This is a genomic window from Conexibacter sp. W3-3-2 (assembly GCF_009707605.1).
In the GTDB taxonomy this organism is placed as follows: domain Bacteria; phylum Actinomycetota; class Thermoleophilia; order Solirubrobacterales; family Solirubrobacteraceae; genus Paraconexibacter; species Paraconexibacter algicola.
Window position 1 is genome coordinate 868626 of the sequence record NZ_WLYW01000001.1, and the last position, 21240, is coordinate 889865.

Annotated in this window: 19 protein-coding genes; 4 read left to right on the plus strand and 15 right to left on the minus strand. The window is 75.2% G+C overall.

Annotation, left to right across the window (positions count from 1 at the left end):
• Positions 1–3: 3 nt before the first annotated feature.
• From GKE82_RS04355 to GKE82_RS04380, 6 genes are all read right to left on the minus strand, one after another.
• Positions 4–1164 carry an MFS transporter gene (locus GKE82_RS04355; RefSeq protein WP_154732434.1) on the minus strand — a complete coding sequence of 387 codons (1161 nt, stop codon included), beginning with the start codon at positions 1162–1164 and terminating at the stop codon, positions 4–6.
• A 31-nt stretch (positions 1165–1195) separates the two neighbouring features.
• Positions 1196–3142: a hypothetical protein gene (locus GKE82_RS04360; protein ID WP_154732435.1), complete on the minus strand. Its 1947-nt coding sequence runs from the start codon at positions 3140–3142 to the stop codon at positions 1196–1198.
• Positions 3143–3490: 348 nt separating this feature from the next.
• Positions 3491–4147 carry a Flp pilus assembly protein CpaB gene (locus GKE82_RS30550; RefSeq protein ID WP_107570526.1) on the minus strand — a complete coding sequence of 219 codons (657 nt, stop codon included), beginning with the start codon at positions 4145–4147 and terminating at the stop codon, positions 3491–3493.
• The gene (locus GKE82_RS04370; protein WP_154732436.1) at positions 4144–4884 is read right to left on the minus strand and encodes a HAMP domain-containing sensor histidine kinase; all 741 of its coding nucleotides are present in this window, start codon (positions 4882–4884) and stop codon (positions 4144–4146) included. Before GKE82_RS04370 ends, GKE82_RS30550 begins: the two co-directional genes overlap by 4 nt.
• Entirely contained in the window at positions 4881–5612 is a 732-nt protein-coding gene (locus tag GKE82_RS04375) for a response regulator transcription factor (RefSeq protein WP_107570528.1), read from the minus strand. The genes GKE82_RS04370 and GKE82_RS04375 overlap by 4 nt, the downstream gene beginning before the upstream one ends.
• A 90-nt stretch (positions 5613–5702) precedes the next feature.
• Positions 5703–6464 (minus strand): SDR family NAD(P)-dependent oxidoreductase, encoded by a 762-nt coding sequence (locus GKE82_RS04380; RefSeq protein WP_154732437.1) that lies wholly within the window; start codon positions 6462–6464, stop codon positions 5703–5705.
• A 135-nt stretch (positions 6465–6599) separates the two neighbouring features.
• Here GKE82_RS04380 and GKE82_RS04385 point away from each other — a divergent pair, with 135 nt between their 5' ends.
• Positions 6600–7064 (plus strand): hypothetical protein, encoded by a 465-nt coding sequence (locus GKE82_RS04385; RefSeq protein WP_107570530.1) that lies wholly within the window; start codon positions 6600–6602, stop codon positions 7062–7064.
• A 97-nt stretch (positions 7065–7161) separates the two neighbouring features.
• Here the strand turns inward: GKE82_RS04385 and GKE82_RS04390 are convergent, their stop codons facing one another.
• The 7 genes from GKE82_RS04390 to GKE82_RS04420 form a co-directional block, all read right to left on the minus strand.
• Positions 7162–8448 (minus strand): Rho termination factor N-terminal domain-containing protein, encoded by a 1287-nt coding sequence (locus tag GKE82_RS04390; RefSeq protein ID WP_107570531.1) that lies wholly within the window; start codon positions 8446–8448, stop codon positions 7162–7164.
• A gap of 102 nt (positions 8449–8550) precedes the next feature.
• Entirely contained in the window at positions 8551–9243 is a 693-nt protein-coding gene (fsa, locus tag GKE82_RS04395; RefSeq protein ID WP_154732438.1) for a fructose-6-phosphate aldolase, read from the minus strand.
• Between the two features lie 9 nt (positions 9244–9252).
• A complete protein-coding gene (gene folP / locus GKE82_RS04400; protein ID WP_309233407.1) occupies positions 9253–10173 on the minus strand; it encodes a dihydropteroate synthase in 921 nt (306 codons plus the stop codon).
• Positions 10170–11036: a dihydrofolate reductase family protein gene (locus GKE82_RS04405; protein ID WP_196189051.1), complete on the minus strand. Its 867-nt coding sequence runs from the start codon at positions 11034–11036 to the stop codon at positions 10170–10172. The genes folP and GKE82_RS04405 overlap by 4 nt, the downstream gene beginning before the upstream one ends.
• On the minus strand, positions 10928–12619 hold the full coding sequence (locus GKE82_RS04410) for an RNA polymerase sigma factor (RefSeq protein ID WP_154732440.1): 1692 nt from the start codon (positions 12617–12619) through the stop codon (positions 10928–10930). Before GKE82_RS04410 ends, GKE82_RS04405 begins: the two co-directional genes overlap by 109 nt.
• Positions 12620–12676: 57 nt before the next feature.
• Positions 12677–14599 carry a PKD domain-containing protein gene (locus GKE82_RS04415; protein WP_154732441.1) on the minus strand — a complete coding sequence of 641 codons (1923 nt, stop codon included), beginning with the start codon at positions 14597–14599 and terminating at the stop codon, positions 12677–12679.
• A gap of 117 nt (positions 14600–14716) precedes the next feature.
• Positions 14717–16441 carry a glycerol-3-phosphate dehydrogenase/oxidase gene (locus GKE82_RS04420; protein WP_154732442.1) on the minus strand — a complete coding sequence of 575 codons (1725 nt, stop codon included), beginning with the start codon at positions 16439–16441 and terminating at the stop codon, positions 14717–14719.
• Positions 16442–16558: 117 nt separating this feature from the next.
• Here GKE82_RS04420 and GKE82_RS04425 point away from each other — a divergent pair, with 117 nt between their 5' ends.
• Positions 16559–17410 carry a hypothetical protein gene (locus GKE82_RS04425; protein ID WP_154732443.1) on the plus strand — a complete coding sequence of 284 codons (852 nt, stop codon included), beginning with the start codon at positions 16559–16561 and terminating at the stop codon, positions 17408–17410.
• A gap of 49 nt (positions 17411–17459) precedes the next feature.
• Positions 17460–17645: a hypothetical protein gene (locus GKE82_RS04430; protein ID WP_154732444.1), complete on the plus strand. Its 186-nt coding sequence runs from the start codon at positions 17460–17462 to the stop codon at positions 17643–17645.
• On the opposite strand, the gene GKE82_RS04435 is transcribed toward GKE82_RS04430, so the two are convergent.
• The gene (locus GKE82_RS04435) at positions 17642–19453 is read right to left on the minus strand and encodes a hypothetical protein (RefSeq protein ID WP_154732445.1); all 1812 of its coding nucleotides are present in this window, start codon (positions 19451–19453) and stop codon (positions 17642–17644) included. The two genes, GKE82_RS04430 and GKE82_RS04435, sit on opposite strands and share 4 nt — an antisense overlap.
• A 65-nt stretch (positions 19454–19518) precedes the next feature.
• Between GKE82_RS04435 and GKE82_RS04440 the strand changes: the two genes are divergently transcribed.
• On the plus strand, positions 19519–20595 hold the full coding sequence (locus GKE82_RS04440) for an SDR family oxidoreductase (protein WP_154732446.1): 1077 nt from the start codon (positions 19519–19521) through the stop codon (positions 20593–20595).
• Positions 20596–20598: 3 nt separating this feature from the next.
• Here the strand turns inward: GKE82_RS04440 and GKE82_RS04445 are convergent, their stop codons facing one another.
• Positions 20599–21195 carry a TetR/AcrR family transcriptional regulator gene (locus GKE82_RS04445; RefSeq protein ID WP_154732447.1) on the minus strand — a complete coding sequence of 199 codons (597 nt, stop codon included), beginning with the start codon at positions 21193–21195 and terminating at the stop codon, positions 20599–20601.
• Positions 21196–21240 lie beyond the last annotated feature (45 nt).

Here is a 21240-nt window from a genome sequence, read left to right on the forward strand (position 1 = left end):
CCACTAGGGGGCGACGGCCTGCGACTCTCCCCCCAGGCGCACCGGCCGGACCAGCAGGACCGCGAGCGTCACCGCGCAGCACAGCGCCGCGATGCCCAGTGGCACGCCGTCCGCGCTCGCCTCGGCGAGTCCGCCGCCGAGGCCCGAGCCCGCCACCTGCCCGGTCGCCCAGGCGAGGTTGACGAGGGCGAACGCGAGCCCCTGCTGCAGCCGCGCGGACTCCGCGGCGTCGGAGAGCATCGCCATCGCGGGCGCCCAGAACGTGCCGAGCGCGGCGCTCGTCGCGACGATCGCGATGCCGAGCAGCAGCGCCGTCTGCGGCACGGTGACCAGCGCGAGCACGACGGTCGCCGCGGCGAGCCCGGCCCGGACGGGCACGAGCCGGCCGCGCCGGTCGCTGACGCGGCCGACGAGCGGGCTGACGACCCCCTCGACCGCGGCGGCGACGAGGAACGCGGCCCCGACGGCCGCACCGCCCGCGCCGAAGCCGTCCATCCGCAGCGCGCCGAGCACGCCGACCATGCCGAACGCGAACGCGGGGAGCGCCACGAGCCACATCGCCACGAGCACCGGCGCGGTGCGGACCGCGTCGACGAGCACGCGCAGCGGCTGGGCGTCGGGCCGTCCGGTGCCGGGGGTGCGGGCCGCGGCCAGCGCCAGACCGCCCGCGAGCACGACGACCGAGCTGAAGACCGCCTCGGGCGAGGTGGCCTCCGCGAGCGCCCCGACGACCGGGCCGAGCAGCGAGCCGCCGATCGCGGCGCCGAGCGCCGTGCCGATCACCGCGCCGCGCGTCTCGGGCGGCGCCGCCTCGACGAGCCAGGCGAGGCCGCCCGCCCAGGAGCAGGCGCCGCCGAGGCCCTGCACGAAGCGGGCGCCGTCGAGCACGACGACGTCCCCGGCGAACCCGAACGTCAGCGTCGAGACCGCGAGCAGCGCGAGGCCGAGCAGCACGGTCGGCTTCGCGCCCAGGCGCGCGGCGACGATGCCGGCGGGGATCGCCCCGATCAGCGTGCCGGCCGGGTAGGCCGCCGCGAGGATCCCCGAGGCGGTCTTGCCGAGGTCGAGCTCGTCGGCGTAGGTCGGCAGCAGCGGCGTGACCACCGCGTAGAACATCGTGTCGACGAGCACGATGGCGCTGACGAGGAGGACGAGGCGGCGCACGCGACGTGCACCGTACTCCTCCTCCCCGGGACTACGGGCCCTGCTGGTGGTGCGGGCTCTCCCAGTCCTCGTTGCGACCGTAGTAGGCGAGCGGCGCCTTGACGTGGCAGGCGTCGGAGTAGACCGGCTTGCACGGGTTGAACGGCTGCATCCGCGCGAGCTTGTCGGTCCCCGGGTGGCCGGTCGACACGTAGGTCGTGCACCAGTCCGACGGGCGGCCCTGCTCCATCGCGTTGGTGAAGCCGTCGTGGTCGATGTCGTCGGCCCCGTCCTTCAGGCCGTCGCCGTCGGTGTCCGCGTCGACGAAGTTCAGGCCCTGGTAGGCGGGTCCGGGGTACACGGACTCCATGTAGTCGGGCGTGCACTTGACCGACTCCTGGGAGGACCAGATGTCCCACCACTTCGGGTCGCTGAGCGACGAGTTCGCCTCGACGTCGTTGGCCAGGCCGTCGCGGTCGGCGTCCTTCTCGTTGTCGGAGAGGGTGCCGTCGCCGTTGTTGTCGTAGCCGGTGCCGACCGGGTAGCTGCCGACGGGCAGCTTGCCGCCGGTCCACTGGGTGCCGGCGCTGTAGCTCAGCGGCAGCGTGCCGCCGGTGAGCCGCCAGGCCTTGTACTCCTGCACGAGCGTCAGGCTGTCGCCGTCGTGGTCGCCGGCGCCGTCCTCCCCGTCGAGCGGGTTGGGGTACGGCCGCTTGCCCGGGTACGGGAGCGCGGCGGAGTTCAGGTCGATCGCCGAGTAGTACTCGTAGCCGTCGGTCACGCCGTCGCCGTCGCTGTCGGCGACCAGCGGGTCGGTCTTGATCCGGCGCTCGTCGACGTCGCTGATCAGGTCGCCGTCGTCGTCGGTGTCGTCGCGGTTGTCGAGGCCGTCGACGTCGATGTCGACGCCGCCGAGCAGGCAGTAGCGCGAGTCGGAGTTCGGGATGCAGGCGTCGAGGTGCCGGTAGCGGCGGTCCGCGTTCGGGGTCGCGAGCTCCTCGAGGTACTCCTGCAGGTTGGGGACGTCGTCGTGGTCGACGTCGTCGCGGTCGTCGCGGATGCCGTCCCCGTCGGAGTCGGCGTCGACCCAGTCGAGCGTGTCGACCTTCGAGACCTTGACCGCGCCCTGGTCCAGCGAGTCCAGGCAGTAGAACGGCACCTGGTTGATCCCGCCGCACCGCGGCTGCGTCTGCTTGGACTGCACCGCCGCGATCTTGTCCATGTAGGTCTGGCCGAACAGGCCGTACTCGAAGAACCGGGGGTCGTCGATGTCCGCGATCAGCCCGCGGGCCGCGTCGGCGGTCGTGCGCTGCTCGTCCATGTTCGGGATCTGGTCGCCGTCGGCGTCGCGCTCGAAGTCGCTGAGGAAGCCGTTGCCGTCGCGGTCCATGTAGGCGAGCGCGTCGGGCCGGCGGCTGCGGCCGTCCGAGGCGGGGCTGCCGCCGCTGTAGCTCAGGCGGCTGGTGAACGGGTCGTCGTCCTGCGGCTTGAGCGCACCGGAGTGCGTCACCCAGGCGATGTACTCCTCCACGTTGGTGAGCCCGTCGCCGTCGTGGTCGATCGCGCCGTCGGCGCCGTCGAGCGCGTTGGGGTAGGGCTTGCGGGTCGGGGCGGGGACGGCCTTGCCGTTGCGGTCGAGCGCCGAGTAGTGCTCCCAGCCGTCGGTCATGCCGTCCTTGTCGCTGTCGCGCAGGCACGGGTCGGTCTTCAGCGACGCCTCGGTCGTGTCGCTCAGGAGGTCGTTGTCGTCGTCGGTGTCGCGGGCGTTCTTCAGCCCGTCGCCGTCGCAGTCGTCGGTGGCGACCTTCACGTTGCGCGGCAGCGGCCCGATCATCGGGCTGGCTTTCGCGCTGGTGTAGCGGCGACCGAAGCGAGCGGCGAGGACGCGCACGCGGAAGCGGGTGGAGACCGGCTGGCCGGCCTTCTGCGCGAGCATCGGCAGCAGCTTGGCGGGCAGCAGGACCGAGATCCGCTTCGTCGAGGTGCCGGTGGCGCGCACGAAGATCGCGCGCTTGCCGTCGCGCTTGAAGACGACCGTGTTGCGGTTGCGGCCCTTGCGGAAGCTCTTGCCGGTGATGACGAGCCGGTCGCCGATCCCCGCCTGCTTGGGGCTGACCTTCTGGATCGACGGGTAGAGCTTCGTCGGCGTGGCGGCGCGCGAGGCGGCCCCGGCGCCCGCGGGGGAGCACCAGGAGCGCCAGCGCCGCGAGCGCGAGCAGCGCCGGGGCGAAGAAGCGGATGGGCGGGAACGGGCGTGGGATCATGAGCAACGGGCCTCCCTGCCCGTATCGGCGTGGTGCCGGATCCCTTGAGCGCCCGGCCCGGGCGTCCAGACCGGCTGGACGCCTCATCCCGCGCGACCGCGGTCCCCGGCAGCCCGCGACAGCACGCGCACTTCCCGGGCGTACTGCTCGGCGTCGGCGAGCAGCATCGCCTGCCGCACGGTCACCCGCAGGGACACGCGCACCCGCTCCCCGGGCTCGCGCGCGTCCCCGTCGACGGCCGCCGCGTCGAGCACCTCGGCGTCCTGCAGGGCCAGCTCGGTCCGACCGTCGCCGCCCTGCGGGCCGTCCCGGGTGACGAGGACGTCGACCCGCATGCCGGGCCGCACGAGCTCGGGCGCGCCGCGGGCGACGATGTCCGCCACGCGCTCCCCCGGCCGCACCGGCGCCCCCGGTCCCGCGTCGGCGCGACCGTCGTCCAGCAGCGCGGGGACGAGGTCGGTCCCGGCCGCGAGGTCGGCGGCGGCCCGTATGCCGGCGAGGCCGCGCGGGCGCGCGAACGCCCCGCGCGGGGCGTAGCGCTCCGGCACCTGCCGGACCGCGAGGCTCGCCGCCGGGATCGGGTCCCCGGCCGCGACCGGTGCGCGCAGCACCACGACCCCGACCACGGGCTGCAGCTGCCGCTCCAGCGCCCCCTCGCGGCGGCGCACGTCGCTCGCCGCCAGCACCCCGAGCACGATCGCGAGCCCGGCGAGGAGCGCGGCCCGCCGACGCGGGCTCACGCGACCAGCCGCCCGTCCGCGACGGCTGCGGGCAGCACGAGCGCCACCCCGTCCCCGGGCGGCGCGCTCAGCCGGCCACCGTGGGCGAGCGCGACGGCGTGCGCGACCGCGAGGCCGTGCCCGTGCTCGCCGGTGCCGCGGCGCGCACGGGCCAGCAGCCGCTCGACGGGCACGCCCGGCCCGGGCCCCTCGTCGCGGACGACGATCCGCACGGCGCCGGCCTCGCGGACCAGCTGCACGACGACCTCGCCGCGCCCGTGCTCCAGCGCGTTGGCGAGCAGGTTGCCGGTCGCCTGCGCCAGGCGCACCTCCTCCCCGGGCACCGGGCACGACGCCTGCGCCCCCTCCCAGCGCAGCGTCCGGCCGCGCGCACCCGCCACGGGCTGCCACGCGGCGACCTGCCGGCGCACGAGCGCGGCGAGGTCGACCCCGGCGCCGACGGGCCGGACGTGTCGGCCCGGCGCGGCCGCGCGGCGGGCCCGTGCGGCGTCGAGGTCGGCGAGCGCCGCGACGACGCGGTCGAGCTCGCCGCCGATCACGCGCGCCCGCTCCCCGACGCCGTCCGGCGGGATCCGGTCGAGCCCGGCGAGGCCGAGCATCACCGCCTGCAGCGGCCCGCGGACCTCATGCGAGGCGCGGGCCAGCGCGACGTCGCGCCGGTGGGCGCGGACACGGCAGACCACGAGCGTCAGCGCCGACGCCGAGGCGAGCAGCCAGCCGAGCAGCGAGACGGTCACGACGACGGCCCCGGCCCGTCGATGAGGCGGTAGCCGACGCCCCACACGTTCACGATGAAGCGGTCCCCGTCGCGCCCGAGCTTGTGCCGCAGCCGGCAGGCGTGCGAGTCGAGCGTGCGGCTCGTCCCGATCGCCCGGCAGCCCCAGACGGTCTGCATCAGCTCGTCCTTGGTCCGCACCCGGGTGGGCTCCTCCAGCAGCGCCTGGAGCAGCGCGAACTCCTTCTGGGAGAGGTGCAGCAGCTCGCCGTTGAGCCGCACGAGCCGCGCCCCCGGGTCGAGCTCGATCGGCCCGACCCGCATCCGCCCGCCGCGCCGCCGGACCGCGGCGCGCCGCAGCAGCGCCGCGATCCGGACCTGCAGCTCCGCGTACGCGTAGGGCTTGGCGACGTAGTCGTCGGCGCCGCGCTGGAAGCCGCGGATGCGGTCGATCTCCGCGGCGCGACCGGACAGCAGCATCACCGGCAGGTCGCGGTCGACGCGGTTGGCGACCCCGTCGCTCTCGCGGATGCGGTCCAGCAGCTCCAGGCCGGTGCCGTCGGGCAGGCCGACGTCGAGGATCGCGACGTCCGGATAGCGGGTCTCCGCGAGCCGCATACCCTCCGTCGCGGTCGCGGCGACGAGCAGGTCGTACCCGTCGGCGGTGAGGTTGTCGGCGAGGAACCGGCGGGTGAGGTCGTCGTCCTCCACCAGCAGGATCGTCGTCGCGGTCTGGTCGTTGTCGCTCATGGCACAGCCACTAGGGCGACCGCGCACGAACTCTCCCCCCGGCCGTGACGGACCGGGGCCGATCCGTGACGGTCGGCGGCCGGCCGCGGCTCAGGTGCGCTGGCCGGTGGGCCGCACGAGGATCTCGTTGACGCTCACGTGCGCCGGCTGCTCCAGCGCGTAGACGATCGCGGCGGCGACGTCCTCGCTCTCGAGCACCTTCCCGATCTCCTGGCGACGGTGCGCGGCCCCGGCCTGGACCATCGGGTCGGTGTTGTGGTCCAGCAGCTCGGACGCGGTGAAGCCCGGCTCCACGACGGTGACGCGGATCCCGTGGTGCAGGACCTCCTGGCGCAGCGCCTCGCTGAAGCCGCAGACCCCGAACTTCGTCAGGTTGTAGACCGCCGCGCCCAGGGAGGCGTTGCGGCCCGCCGTCGAGCTGACGTTGACGATGTGCCCGCCCGCCGGGTCGGCGTTGCGCTGCATCACCGGGATCGCCGCGTGGGTGCAGTAGAGGAGCCCCAGCACGTTGACGTCGATCATCCGCCGCCACTGCGCCGTGTCCGCCCCGGTGACCGCGCCCAGCAGCATCACGCCCGCGTTGTTGACCAGGCCGTCGAGGCGGCCGAACGCCTCGTAGGCGTGCTCGACGAACGCGCGCGCCTGCCGCTCGTCGGTCACGTCGGTCGGCAGCGCGACCGCCCGGCCGCCCTCCTGCTCGATGCGCTGCGCGAGCGCCTGCACCCGGTCCGCGCGCCGTGCCGCGAGCGCCACCGACGCGCCCGCGCGGGCGCACGCGAGCGCCGTCGCCTCCCCGATCCCGGAGGACGCCCCCGTGATCGCGATCGCCTGTCCGGTGAGGTCCTGGGCCATGTCGGCGACCCTATCCGGGCCCCCGCGGGCGCGGGGTGCAAGACCGGTTGCATTCCGTCCGTCCGCGCAGGGTTCTCCCATACGATGCCGACGCACCGAGGGGGCGATGCCCGCCGCCTCCGTGCCCCTCTATCTATGGACATGACCCGCCGCGGCAACTACGACTCCGGAGAGGACTTCGTCCTCGAGTACGGGGAGCTCCGCTTCACCTTCAACGAACGCGATTTCGCGGAGCGCTGCGAGCAGGCCGCCCTGAAGCTCGGCTTCGTCGGAGGCCGGCTCGAGGACCACGAGCTCGAGGACCTGGTGAACCTCGCCGTCAACGGCGAGATCCAGGACCCGGCCTCCGCGCTGGGCGAGCACGTCAACGACTGCTGGCCCGAGCTCGTCGGACCCTCGGACCGCTCGCTGGTCCACTGGCTGCGCCGCCTGGTCTTCCGCTCCGCCTGGCTGGACCAGCGCGTCAAGGAGGGCGAGCTGGACGTGCGCTTCGACGCGGACGCCCAGACCTTCGCGTACGTGCAGCCCGAGCGCGACGGCGAGCCCGTCGAGCTCGCCCCCGAGCCCTCCTGGGGCCGGGTCGCCTACTCGCGCCGCTAGGTCGCGCGGCGCCCTCTCCCCCTCCCGTCCGGCCGCGACCGGACGGTCACCGCGTGCGCGGCGCGACCCCGACCGGGGCCGCGCCACCGGCACGGCGCTAGGCCAGCGCGCTCGCGCGGGCCGAGGCGATCGCCTCGGCACCGGCGGCGCCGACCAGCAGCTCCGGCTTCAGCGTGCCCGACGCGACGAGGTCCAGGGCCGGCAGGCGGCCCGTGCTCGTGAGCGTCTGGTCGAGCGCGATCACGGTCGTCTCGCCGCCCAGCGGCGCGCTCGCGGTCGCGATGACGGTCAGCGAGCCGCCGTCGACGACGTTGCGGGCCGCGGCCAGCGCGCGCCGCGCGACGCTCTCGTGCACGCCGTCGAGCGTGTCGATCAGCACGACGGCGTGCCCGCCGCGGGCCACGACGCGCTTGGCGGCGTCGAGCGCGCGCTCGATCGCCTGGCCGCGCGCGTCGGCGCTGGCGCTGAACGGCAGCGCCGCGACGGGCTCCACGCCCTCCGGGGCGGAGGCGAGCTCCTCGGGCCGCACGCCCGCGAGCACGAGCGAGGTCTCGACGCCGTCCTGGCCGGCGAGCGCGCCCGCCAGGCGCAGCAGCGCCTCGGTCTTGCCGCTGCGCGCCGCGCCGCTGATCGTCACGCGCGAGCCGCGACCGATCGGGGTCAGCCACTCGATCGCCTTCAGGGTCACGTCCTCGCCGCCGAGCGCGAACCGCTCGGTCGGGAACGTCGCCGCGAGGTCCTCGAAGCGGGTGCCCTCGGCGACCTCGTCGGCCGGCCGGTCGTTGATCGTGTCGACGCGCACCAGCGACGGGTAGCGCTCCGAGCGGCGCGGCTCGCGCCGCGGACCGCTGACCGTGTCGCCGCTGACGAGCTCGCAGCGGCGCACCTGCGCGGCGGAGATGTAGACGTCGTCGTCGGACGGGTCGGGCGGCGACACGCGCAGGAAGCCCGAGCCGTTGCCGAGCACCTCGACGACGCCCGAGACGATCACGTCGTCGCGGCCGGGCGCCTCCTGGGACTCCTCGTCCTCGGCCGCCGCACGGCCGCGGCCGCCACGGCCGCCACGCCGCGAGCGGGGCCGCGGGGCCTCCTCGTCGGCGTCGGCGTCCTTGGAGGCCGTGTCCTCCACGCCCTCCGCGTCGGCATCGGCGTCGGCGCTCGCGGCCTTCGCGCGGCTGCGGCCGCCGCGGGTGCGGCGGCGCGGCGCGGGCGCCTCGTCGGCGTCGGCGGCAGGCGCGGCCTCGCCGCCGGCGGCCTCGAGCATCTGGTCGATCAGGTCGGCCTTGCGCAGACGGCGGAAGCCGTCGACGCCGAGCTCCGCGGCGATCGCGTGCAGGTCGGCGAGCGGCGACGCCTCGAGGGCGTCACGGGTCAGTACGGACATGGGGTCCTCCGGTGGGGATGGGTCGTCGGTCGGCGTCCGGACCGCGTTGGACAGCGGCCCGGCGACGCGTTGCCCCGGGGAGGCTAGCGCAGGAAGTGGCGGCTACGCAGGGGCGTTGGTCGTCGCGACCAGGCCGGCGAGCCACTCGCCGAACTCCGGGCGCGACTCCCAGTCCTTCTCGAACTGGGCGATCCCCGACGTGGTGAGCGGATGCTCGAGCATCTGCTTGAGCACCTTGCCGGGCAGCGTGGCGACCTCGCAGCCCAGGGCGGCGGCGGTCACGACGTGCAGCGGGTGGCGGATCGAGGCGGCCAGCACCTCGGTCTCGGTGTCCGACTGGCGCAGGACGTCGACGATCTCGGAGACCACCTGCGTGGAGTCCACGGAGATGTCGTCCAGCCGGCCCATGAAGCAGGAGACGTACGTGGCGCCCGCCTCGGCGGTCAGCAGCGCCTGGTTGGGCGAGAACACGAGCGTCATGTTCACCGGGTGGCCGTCGTCGGTCAGCTCGCGGGTGGCGGCGAGGCCCTCGGCGGAGAACGGCACCTTCACGCACACGTGCTCGTGCAGCGTGCGCAGCGCGCGCCCCTCGGCGACCATGCCCTTCGCGTCCTTGGCGACGACCTCGGCGCTGACCGGCCCGTCGACGAGCTCGCAGATCCGCCGGATGATGTCCGCCGGATCGCCGTCCTCCTTCGCCAGGAGGCTCGGGTTGGTGGTGGCCCCGGCGAGGACGCCCCAGCGGGCGATCTCCTCGACCTCGGCCACGGATCCGGTGTCGATGAACAGGCGCATGCCTCGAGACTACCCGTCCCCTGCGATGTCATCCGCCGACGCGCGGATCCACTTCAGGCGGTCGTCGTCGGCGTCGAAGTCCGGGACGGGCTCGTGCCCGTCAAGCACGAGCTTCACGTCGAGCAGGTCACGCGCGGCGCGCACGTCGTGGACGCGCAGCATCGCGGCGCCCCGGTCCGCGCTCCAGCCGACCGCGGCCAGCGTGCCGGCCAGCCGCTCGCCGGGCGCCCGGCCCGTGATCGCCCCGACGAAGTACTTGTTGGACACCGCCAGCAGGACCGGCAGGCCGGTCGCGTGGAGCGCGTCGAGGTCGTGCAGGCACGCGACCGTCTCGGCCGGGGTCTTCGCGAAGTCCGGGCCGGGGTCGAGCACGAGCTGCTCGTCGGCGACCCCACGCTCGCGCGCGACCCGGGTGATGTCGGCGAGGAACGAGCGCACGTCGGCGGCCACCGCTCCGCCGTAGTCGGCGAAGTGCACCTCCTTCGGGGCCGCCCGCGTGTGCATCAGGACGAGCGCCGCCCCGGTCTGCGCGCAGAGGTCCGCGAACTCCGGGGAGCGCAGGCCGCTGACGTCGTTGAGCATGTGCGCCCCGACGTCGAGGACGGCGCGCGCGACCGCGGGCTTCCAGGTGTCGACGGAGACGATCACGCCCTCCGCGACGAGCCGCTCCACCAGCGGGACCACGCGCTCGATCTCGACCTGCTCGGCGGTGACGCCGGTGTAGGTGACCCCCGACTCGCCGCCGACGTCGATGAGGTCCGCCCCGGCGTCCACGAGCGCGAGCGCGTGCTCGACCTGCGCGTCGAGCGTCGTCAGCCGCCGCGTGTCGGAGAACGAGTCGGGGTTCGCGTTGACGATCCCCATGAGCATCGGGCGGCCCGCGGGCACGGTGACGCGCCGGTCGCGGAAGCGGATGACGTGGTCCTTCACGGGTGCTCCCGGGTGTAGTGCAGGAAGAGGTGGTCGCCGGCGCGGTGCACGTCGGCGAGCGCGAGGTCGATGCCGGTGTCGCCGAAGCGGTCGCCGGTGAGCATGGTGAGCGTCTCCCCCGCGACGAGCTTCGGGGCGACGGTGACGAGCAGGTCGTCCAGGCACTCCTGGGCGATCAGCTGGCGCAGCAGGCCCGGGCCGCCCTCGCAGCTGACACCGCGCACGCCGTGGGCGTCGGCGAGGTGCGCGAGCACGCCCGGGAAGTCGAGGGTGCCGGGCGTGAAGCGGGCGACCTCGACGTCGGCGTCGCAGCCCTCCAGCGTGGCGGTCTGCTCCTCGGTCGCGACGACGATCGGGACGCCCGCCTCGTCGAACAGCGGGATCTCGGCGACCGGCACGTCGAGGCGACGGGACACCGTGACGACGACGGGGTGCGGGGCGCGCCCGTGCGCGAGGCGGTGCTCGCGCTGGTCGTCGTCCAGCAGCGTCGCGTAGCGCTCGGCGTGCAGCGTGCGGGTGCCGGCGAGGACCGCGTCGGCACCCGTGCGCAGCTCGCGCAGGAGCGCGCGGTCGGCCGCGTTGCCGAGCCCGACCGACCGGTCGGTCAGCTGCGCGCGCCCGTCGGCGGAGACGATCATCGCCGCCGCCACGCGCGGGCGGTCGCCGACCGGCTCGTCCAGCCGCAGGGCGCCGACGACGTCGCGGGCGGGACGCGGCGCGGCGGCCGCGTCCAGCGGGGTGAGGCGGTCGTCGCTCAGGACGGTCGGCGGGTCGGCGCGGTGGGCGCGCGGGCGGGCGCCGGGGCGAGCGAGCGCGAGCAGCCGGCCCCGGTCGGCTGGCAGCCGGTGGTCGTCGGCGCGCACGCGGTCGCGGTCGGGCGGCACGGTGCCGGGGTCGGCGTCGGGTCGGGCTGCGCGGTCGGGGCGGGCGTGGGCTCGGCGGTCGGCGCCGGGGTCGCCGCGGGCGCGGGATCGGGCTGCGGCGCGGGCGCCTGCGGCTCGGCGGTCGGGGCGGGTGCCGCGGGCGTGCCCTTCAGGGGATCGCGTCCCCCGGACTGGCCGCCGCTGCCGCCGCCCCCGCCGGAGGTGTCGACCGTGCCCCGTCCCGGCCGGGACGGACGGCGGGTCCCCGGGCGGCGCGTCGCGACGGGCGTCGTCGGCGCGGCGGTCGGGGCGACCGGGATCTGGATCGTCTGGGTGACGCCGGGGGCCACGACGACCGGTACGGCCCGCGTGCGCGGGCGGCTCTTGCGGTCGGCGGTGCGGCGCGTCGGCGTCGTGGCGGTGGTGGTGGACGCGGGCGTCGCCGCCGCGCCGGTGGGGCCTGGGGTCGGCGTGCCGATCGCGCTGGCCGGGGTCTCGGTGACGAGCCGCTGCGGCTCGTCGTCGGTGCCGGCGACGAACGCGACGGTGCCCGTCACGATCAGCAGCGCGGCGGCGAGCAGCCCGGCGAAGAGGCCGCGGCGTCGGCGGCGCTCGTCGTCGGCGACGTCGGCCGCCGCGTCGACCGCGGCACCGACCCCGGCGAGCACGCCACCGGCCCCGGCGGCCGCACCCGTGCCGGTCCCGGCAGCGCCCGCGCCGCCGTCCGCTCCCGGACGCCCGATGGCGCTCCAGTCGCTGCCGGTGAGCTCGGCGGCCTTGGCCATCGTGTCGCGGAACAGGAACGCCGCGGGAACGATCGGCGTCCAGGCGCGGTAGCTGACGCCCGCCTCCTCCATCGCCTCGACGCTCACCTGGCAGGTCGCGCAGGCCGCCACGTGCCCGGCCAGCCAGTCACGGTCCTCGCCGTCGCCCAGCTGCCCGTCCTGGCGCATCGCGATGAGCGGCAGCGCGCGCTCGCAGTCGGCCGAGCTCGCCGCCACCGAGGCCAGCGCGCTGCCGCGCAGCTCGTCCCGCAGCTTGATCCGCGCCCGCGAGATGAGCTGCGCGACCGAGTTGCGGTTCATGTCCATGATCGCCGCGATCTCGTCGTAGGAAAGCTCCTCGAGCTCGCGCAGGGCGAGCACCTCGCGCTGGCGCTCGGGCAGCCGCTCGTTCGCGCCGCGCACGGACTCCTGCAGGGCGCCGAGCATCGCGGCGCGCTCCGGGTCGACGTCCAGCGGCGCGCCGTCGCCGTAGACGGGCCGCGCCCCGGACTCGGGGATCTCGTCGACCGCGTCCGCCTTCTTGCGACGGCCGATCACGTCGTAGCTCGCGTTGCGGGCGGCGGTGAACAGGTACGCGCCGAAGTTGAGCTCGCGGTCCTGGAGCGCGGGCAGGCGCTGGAGCACCTTGAGGAATGCGTCCTGCGTGGCGTCCTGGGCGTCCTGCTCGTTGCCCACCAGCCGGAAGCAGAAGGTGTAGATCCGCTGCTCGTAGGCGTCGTAGAGGCGCGCGAAGGCCTGACCGTCGCCTGCGGCGGCGGCACGGGCGAGACGACCCTCGTCCAGCGGGCCCCCGGACATGGGCGCGATGCTACTCCCCCGCCCACCGGATCTCAGCCCTGAACACCGACATCGGTCCTACCTGCCGGCCTTTTTGATCGTGATGCGGCGGGTGACGGCGACCGCGTTGCCGGCCTTGTCGGTGGCGCTCACGCGGACGGTGAAGGTGCCGCGGCGGAAGCGGTGCGCGACGGTGCCGCGGTTGCGGCCGCGGACCGTGACGGTCGGGGTGCGGTCGCCGAAGTCGATCCGCACGAACGAGAGGCCGGACGCCTTCGCCCCGGTCGACGACGCGTCCGACGCGGTGAAGGCGACCTTCACGAGCCGGTTGGCGCGGCGCGTCCCCGAGACGGTGAACCGGACCGTCGGCGACGTCGCGTCGACGCGGAGGTTCTTCAGCGGCGTGACGGTCTGCTGGCCGCGGCGGTCCTTGGCGATCACGCGGACCCGGTGCAGACCGTCGGTCAGCGGCGTCGCGGGCGTGAGCTTCGTGTCCTGGGTGGTGCCGACCGACACGCCGTCGACCTGCACCTCGTAGGTCGGCGGGCCCCACAGCTCGAACGAGGGCGACCAGCTGATCGTCGGCCGGGCGATCCCGCGGACCTTCGTCGTCGTGTAGACGCGGAAGGCGCCGGGCGCGCGGTCGAAGCTCGCGGACATCAGCTTGCGGTCGCCGCCGCTGCCCTGGACGAACACCGCGACGAGGTCGCCCGCCCGGTTGCTGGCCGCGTCGAAGCCGCCGTCCGGGTCGACCGGGCCGAGGTCGGGGTTGCTCAGGGGGACGACGGGCGCCGGGGCGGGCACGGTGCGCTTGGCCGGGTCGATGTCCCACGTGCGCACCCGCACCTGGGCGCCGACCGGGCTCCCCTCCAGCCAGGTGACGTAGCCGTCACCGGTCTCCGGGAACGCCGGGACCGGCAGCGGCGCGACGGCGTTGCCGCCGTCGAAGCGCACCGACGGGAAGATCTTGTCGTCGTGCACCGGCGTGCCGATCGCGCCGAACTGGGAGACGGTGCCGGCGGTGATGATGCCCTCGCCACGGCCGTTCAGCTCGACCCGCGGCGTCCCGGCGGCCTCCCCGTTGCCGGTCGCCTGCCCGTCGACGACCGACGGCGCCTCGAAGGCCGAGCCGACGAGCCGCCGGGTGATCACGCGCGCGGTCGAGCCGAGGCCGTCGGCGAACGCCTGCCGGAAGGCGACCCACGCGAAGCTCGAGTCGTCCTCGATGTCCAGCTCGGGCGAGTCCGCGTCGCGCGCGGCGCGCCCGTCGAGCTCGGGCAGCGACAGGTCCTGCGGCGCGGCGGAGATCCGCTGGCCGAACACGCGGCGGCCGTAGACGTGGCTGCGCCCGTCGGTCCCCTGCTCGCCCCAGACGACCAGGCCGGTCCCGTCGGCGGAGATCGCGACCTTCGAGCGGCGCGGACCGTCACCCGCCTCGAGGCCCGGGACGATGTCGAGCGTGTCGGGCAGCACCGTGAACGCGGTCTGGTCGCGCTCCAGCCGCGCGACGCGCACGTCGCTCGGGGAGGCGCCCGGCGCGGTGAAGGAGAGGTAGGCGGCGCCGTTGATCGACATGTCGATCGCGGGGTTGGAGCCCGCGGACGCCACGAGCGTCGGGGCCGCGAACCCCGGGGCGCCGGCGGGCCGCGAGACCGCGAACAGCGAGCCGCCGCTCACGAACGCCACCGCCACCCGGCCCCCGTCGGCGGCCGCGACGACCGGCTGGGAGCCCGCGGCGCCCAGGTCGCCGTCGACGCGCACCGGCGCGCTCCAGACCCCGCGCTCCAGCCGCGACACGAAGATGTGGTCGACGCCGCCGTCACGCTTGACGTACGCGAGCGCCCCGGTCCCGTCGCGGGCGACGTCGAGGTCGCCGAACCGGACGATGTCCCCGCTCGGGCCGTCGATCGGCTCACCTGGGAAGAACCCGGCCTGGGCCGGCCCGGCCAGGGCGAGCGCGGCGGCGCCGGCCGCGATGAGCGTGGGGATGGTGCGTGACATGGACGTTCGTGACTCCGTTGCTGGTTCCGAGTGGGTGCGCGAACCGCCCGTACGCTGCCATGCGGGGCGGTCGCTCCGTGCCGGTTCCGAGGTTCCAACCGGCGAGTGGGCCAGGAGTTACGCCGCGGGTTCGGAGGATGTCGCGGCCTGCGCGACGATGCCCTCCGCGGCGGCCTCGGCCAGGAAGGTCGAGACCTCCTGCGCGACGCGCGCGTCGTCCCAGCCGAGCTCGGGCGCCATTGCCCGCGCGACGCGCTCGGCGGTGACGCCGTCGGGGGCCGCGACCTCGCGGGCGGCGGTCAGCCCCAGCCGGGTGCGGCGCAGCAGCACGTCGCCGACCGAGCGGGCCTGCTCGCGCCGCGCGGCGTGCACGACCTCGGCGAGGAGGTCGGCCGGGCCGCCCTCGACGACCGGCTGGGCGAGCTCGCCGCGCTCGGCGGCGATCCGCAGCACGTCGTGCGCGGCGTGGCCGTAGCGGCCGGCCAGCTGCGCGTAGGCCTCCTCGGGGACGCCCTCGACGCGCGGCAGCTCGTCCGCCCCGACCGCGAACCCCAGCGGGATCTCGTGCGTGCGGCACGGCGCGTCGCGCGCGTCGCGCTCGACCAGCCGGTCGACGGCCATCTTCGCCATCCGCCGCCAGGTCGTGAGCTTGCCGCCGGTGATCGTGATCATGCCGCTGGAGGTCTCGTAGAGCTCGGCCTTGCGGGAGATGTCGACCGACTTGCCCGGGTCGCCGGTGGAGATGAGCGGCCGCACGCCGGCGAACGCGCCCGTGATGTCCTCCACGCCCAGCGAGGTCCCGAAGAAGCCGTTGGTGGCCTCCAGCAGGTACTCGAGGTCCTCGGCGGCCGGCTGCACGTGGTCGAGCGCCCGCTCGCCCTCCGGGTCGAAGTCGTTGTCGGTCGTGCCGATCAGCGTGCTGCCCAGCCACGGGAGGGCGAAAATCGTGCGGCCGCCGCCCGCCGGGACGATCGCGCCGCTGACCAGCGGCACGTCCTTGGCGCTGAGCGTGATGTGCGTGCCGCGGGACGGCCGGATGCGCGGCACCTCGGCCTCGTCGTGCAGCTCGTCGGGGCGCAGCCGGTCCGCCCAGACCCCGGTCGCGTTGACGACGTTCGCGGCGCGCAGCGGGAACGTGTCGCCCGTCGCCACGTCGCGGACGTGGACGCCGGCGGTACGGCCGCCCTCGTCGAGCAGCTCGGTGACCTCCAGGCCGTTGCAGCACACCGCGCCGAACCGCTCCGCCTCGGCCAGCACGGTCATCACGAGCCGGCTGTCGTCGGTCTGGCAGTCGTAGAAGAGGTAGCCGGAGGTCGGCTCGCGGTCGGCGAGGGCGGGCAGCCGCTCCACGACCTCCTCGCCGCTGATGACGCGGTGGCGGTCCGGCGCCCAGTCGGCGAGGCCGTCCCCGTCGACGTCCTCGGCCACGTCGCCGCGGCGGCCCTTGCGACGCAGCCGCACCTTGTCGAGCGACATCACGTCGTAGAGGTTCAGCCCCGCGCCGACCTTCATGTCCAGGCGCTCGTCGTTGAACGCGGCGACCACGAGCGGCAGCGGCTTCACGAGGTGCGGCGCGAGCCGGACCATGACCTGCCGCTCCAGGAGCGCCTCGCGGACGAGGCCGAGGTCGAAGTTCTGGAGGTAGCGCAGGCCGCCGTGGACGAGCTTGGAGCTGCGGCTCGAGGTGCCGGAGGCGAAGTCCGCGCGCTCCACGAGCGCGACGCTGTAGCCGCGGGTGGCGGCGTCGAGCGCGACCCCGGCGCCGGTGATGCCGCCGCCGACCACGACGACGTCGTAGGAGTCGGCCGCCAGGGCGGCGAGGGCGGTCTCGCGGGCGATCACCCCTCGGAGTCTACGAATCGCGATGACGGGCTACAGGTTCGCCGGGGTGCTGCCGATAGGCGCCGTAGGAGCCCAGGGGAGGCTCCCGATCCACGTGAACCCAGGGGACCACTTGCCATGACGGCCCGCACCGCCCGCACCATCGCCCTCGCGGCACTCGCCTCCACCGCCGTCGCGGCGCCGGTCGCGAGCGCCGCGACCGCCGAGCCGCAGGAGCGCGCCCTCGGCGTGCCGCTCGCCGACGTCGGCAAGATCGTCGCGCAGCTCGGCAGCACGATCGGCGGCATCGTCGGCGGCACGATCCCCGGGGTCGGGGCGATCATCACCGAGACCACGAACTCCGTCGGCGGGCTGATCAGCGGCACGACGCTCGCCGTGAGCGAGTCGGTGGACGCCACCATCGGCCAGGTGCTCAACGACAGCGGCCTGGGCGGCATCATCGGCCCGGACACGCCGGGCGGCGGCGCCAAGGGCGGCCTGCTCCCGACCGACGCCCTGAACAATCTGCTCAAGACGCTCGGCATCCCGACGGTCGCCGGGACCGGCACCGGCCAGGCGGTCGCCCCCGACGGCACGGTCGTCGCCGACGCGCAGGCGCCCACGGCGCGCTTCACGGTGCTGTCGAAGCTCCGGGACGTGCAGAAGGACGGGAAGCTGCGCCTGCAGGTCACGACCGACGAGCCCGGCGTCGTCGCCTTCAGCAGCACGCTACGCCCCGGCGTCGCCCGCGCCACCGCCGCCCGCAGCGGGACCCGCGCCGTCGCGCACTCGCGGCGGGTCATCCACATCCCCACCGTGACGCTCGGCTTCCGCCAGGCGGGCACCCTCAAGGTGACCGTGCAGCTCGCCAAGACCGCGCAGCGCACGCTCGGCAACGCCAAGGACGCGCGGATCTCCGTCGGGATCGTCGCGGCCGACAGCGCCCGCAACCAGGTGTCCGGGCGCGTCAAGCAGACCGTCGGGCGCTAGACGCCGCCCGGCGCGACTGCACCGGCCGTGTCCCGGGAATCCCCCGGGCATGGCACCTCGCGGACGACCGGACGAGCAGCGCCGGCAGGCGAAGGCGGCGGCGATCGGCGGTCTCGCCGGCGTCGTCCTCATCGGCGTCGTGATCGTCCTGCTCGGCTACCCGCTCGGGCTGATCCCGCTCGCCGGGTCGCTCGTGATCCTCGGCATGGTCTACCGCGGCACGTTCGACCGCTAGCCCGCGGCGCCCTCGCGGCCGCCGGGACGCCGCCAGACCTCCCAGAACGGCCCGTCCCAGACGCGCGTGTAGCCGGCCGGCATCTGGCCGGGGGCCCCGACGCGGCGCACGAGCAGCGCGTAGACCGCGAGGTCGGCGGCGGCGACGCGGTCGACCGGGACCTCGGTGTAGTCCGGGGCCAGCGAGCCGTCGACGAGCCGCACGAAGCGGTCGCGGCGCTCGGAGGCGCCCTCCACGTCCATGTCCCGCAGGAAGTGGCGGGTCGCGTAGACCTGGTGGCCGAGGAACAGCGTCGGTCCCTGCCCGTCGAAGCGCTCGCCGATGTCGCGCAGCGCGGTCAGCTCGTCGCGCGGGACCCCCGGGGTGCTGCGGGCGACCGCCGTCGTCGACACGGCCACGGCGACCGCGAGCAGGACCGCGGCCGCGGCGGCGGACCGCCGGCCCCGGTCCACCGTCTCGTGCGCGACGAGCGCCAGGGCGCAGCCGAGCACGAACGGCGACGTGATCGCCAGCGACTTCGCGTCGATCCACGGGGAGCCGAGCGCGACGATCCCGACCGTGCCCGGCACGACGATCGCCAGCAGGACCGCCGGCGCGTACGCCCGGCGACGGACGCCGACGACGGCGGCCGCCAGGGCGAGCGCGACGACGCCGAGCGCCAGCAGCGTCACGAGCGTCTCGGCGCTGGAGGCGGTGCGGAAGTCCTCCTGCGGCCACAGGCCGGCGCCCTGCAGCAGGTTCAGCGGGGCGAGCAGCCGTCCGAGGCCCTCCGCCTCGGTGATCGCGTTGGCGCCGAACGTCGTCGGGCTCGTCTTCACCAGCAGGTCGGCCATCGACAGCGCCGGGAGCGCGGCGAGCCCCCCGACCGGGAGCAGCCAGAGCGCCGAGCGGCGCAGCACGCCCCGCTGCGCGACCACGAGCCAGCCGACGAACGCCAGCAGCACCGCGGGCAGGACCCACGGTCCCGCACTGACCCCGAGCGTGCCCGTGAGGCCGCCGACGACGAGCACGACCGCGAGAAGGGTCCGCTCCCCGCCCAGGCGCCAGGAGCGCGCGACCAGCGGCGCGAGGGTCGCGAGCAGCGCGGCGGCGGCCAGCTCCTTGACCCCACCCCACTGCGCGTAGCCGTACAGCAGCGACGCCTGCGCGGCCCCGAAGCCGACGAGCGCGGCGGCCACGCGGGAGGCGACGAGCGTGCGCGCCACCGCGTAGAGGGAGCACGACACGACGACCGCGTACATGCCGATCGTCGGCTGGTAGGCGTTGGCGACGTCCTGGCCGGAGAGCCGCGCACCGACCCCGACCGGCAGCAGCGAGCCGACCGGGTACCCCTGCGCGAGGTAGTCCTGCAGGACGCGGGTGTACGTCCCGGGCGGCAGGCCGGTGACCGCTCGACCCTGCTCGATCACGCGGTCGGTCAGGCCGAGCCAGGTCGCGGAGTCGTCCAGGCGCCCGTAGCCCGCGATGACCGCCCCGTCGAGGAGCGTCGGCAGCGCCTGCACGACCAGCACGCCCGCCGCCGCGAGCAGCGGCGCGGCCCAGAGCCGCAGATCCGCGCGCGCGAGCCGCTCGCGCCCGAGCACGAGACCCAGGACGGCGCCGGCCGCGGCGAGCGGCGCGGCCAGCGGCCCCGCGCCGTCGCGCAGCACGACGAGCCCCGTGGCGCAGATCATCGCCGCCAGGCCGACGCCGGGCAGCACCGCGGCGGGCAGCTCGCGGCCGGTCAGGCGGTCCACCAGCAGTCCCCAGCCGACGGTCACGACCGTCAGGACGAGCGGGACGAGCAGCCAGCCTCCGGCGGCGGTCACGGGCGGGTCGGGTCGGGCACGGGCGACCAGCGTAGTGGTCCTACAGCGGTGTACATTCCCGCGCCATGGCTCGCACGGTCCTCTTCACCGGGTTCCCCGGGTTCATCGGCGCCCGGCTCATCGGACGCGTGCTGCAGGACGACCCGGACGCGACCGTCGTGGCGCTCGTCGAGCCGCGGATGGTCGGCCGCGCGCGCGAGCTCGGCGCCGAGCACGGGCCGCGCCTGGAGATCGAGCCCGGCGACATCACCCGGCCCCGGCTGGGCCTGGAGCCCGACCGCTACGCGCAGCTCGCCGGCCGCGTCACGAGCGTCGCGCACCTCGCGGCGATCTACGACCTCGCGGTGCCGCTCGAGCTCGCCGAGGCCGTGAACGTCACCGGCACCCAGAACATCCTCGACTTCTGCCGCGCGTGCCCGAACCTCGAGCGCCACGACTACGTGTCCACCGCGTACGTCGCGGGGCTGCGCTCCGGCGTCGTGCGCGAGGACGAGCTCGCGGCCGGCCAGGCGTTCAAGAACCACTACGAGTCGACGAAGTTCGCGGCGGAGGTGCTCGTCCGCGCCTCGATGGACGAGATCCCGACGACGATCTACCGGCCCGCGATCGTGGTCGGCGACTCGCGCACCGGCGAGACGCAGAAGTTCGACGGTCCCTACTACGTGCTGCGGTACATCTCGCTGAACGCGGGCCGGCCGCTGCCGATGCTCCAGACCGGCAGTACCGCGTCCTCGTTCAACGTCGTCCCCGTCGACTTCGTCGTCGAGGCGATGGCCGCGGGCATCCGCGACCCGCGCATGACCGGGGAGACGCTGCACCTCGTCGATCCCGAGCCCGTGACCGCGGCCGAGCTCGTCGAGCTGCTGACGCGGACCTACAGCGGCCGCTCCCCGTCGCTGCGGCTGCCCCAGGGGCTCGTGGAGTTCACGCTGCGCCGCCCGCCGCTGCGGCGCTTCCTCGCCGCCGACACGCCGGTCGAGTCGATCGCCTACCTCAACCACCCGGTGACGTTCGCGACGACGCGCACCACGCCGCTGCTCGCCGAGCACGGGCTGCGCTGCCCGCGCTTCACCGAGTACGTCGGGGCGATGGTCCGGTTCTTCCAGGACCACGAGACCGACCCGGCCTACGTGGCCCACTGAGCGTCAGCCGGGGAGCGAGATCCCGGCGATCACGATCTCCAGCAGCCGCCGCCAGTCGTGGCGCTCGCCGCCGGGCCCGGACGCCATCAGCATCGCACTGCCCAGGGAGCACATCATCACCGGCATGTCGGTGACCGAGAAGTCGGGGTGCAGCCGCCCTTCCGCCTGCGCTCGCTCGATCAGCGCGCCGCCGATCCGCTGCAGCCGCAGCTGGGCGTCGAGGGCGTGCGCGAACGCCTCCTCGGAGCTCTCCCACATCATCCGCTGCTGGGCGACGTCGCTGGCCATGTGCTCGGCGCTCTCGCGGACGAACGCCTCGAAGTTGTCGTAGGCGGAGCCGGGCAGCTCGTTGTAGTGCGTGGCGCGCTCCACGAGCCGCTCGAACTTCAGCCGCACGAGCTCCCCGACCAGCGCGTCCTTGGTGGGGAAGTTCCGGTAGACGGTGCCGACGCCGCAGCCGGCGCGGCGGGCGACCTCGTCGATCTGCGCGAGTCCGCCGTACTCGGAGAACACCTCGCGGGCCGCGGCGATGATCCGCTCGCGGTTGCGCCGCGCGTCGGCGCGCAGCGGGCGGTCGTCCGTGGCCTGCGGGGTCGCCATCCCTCGACGGTAGCACGCCCCCTTGACAACCGGAACCGCTGTTCC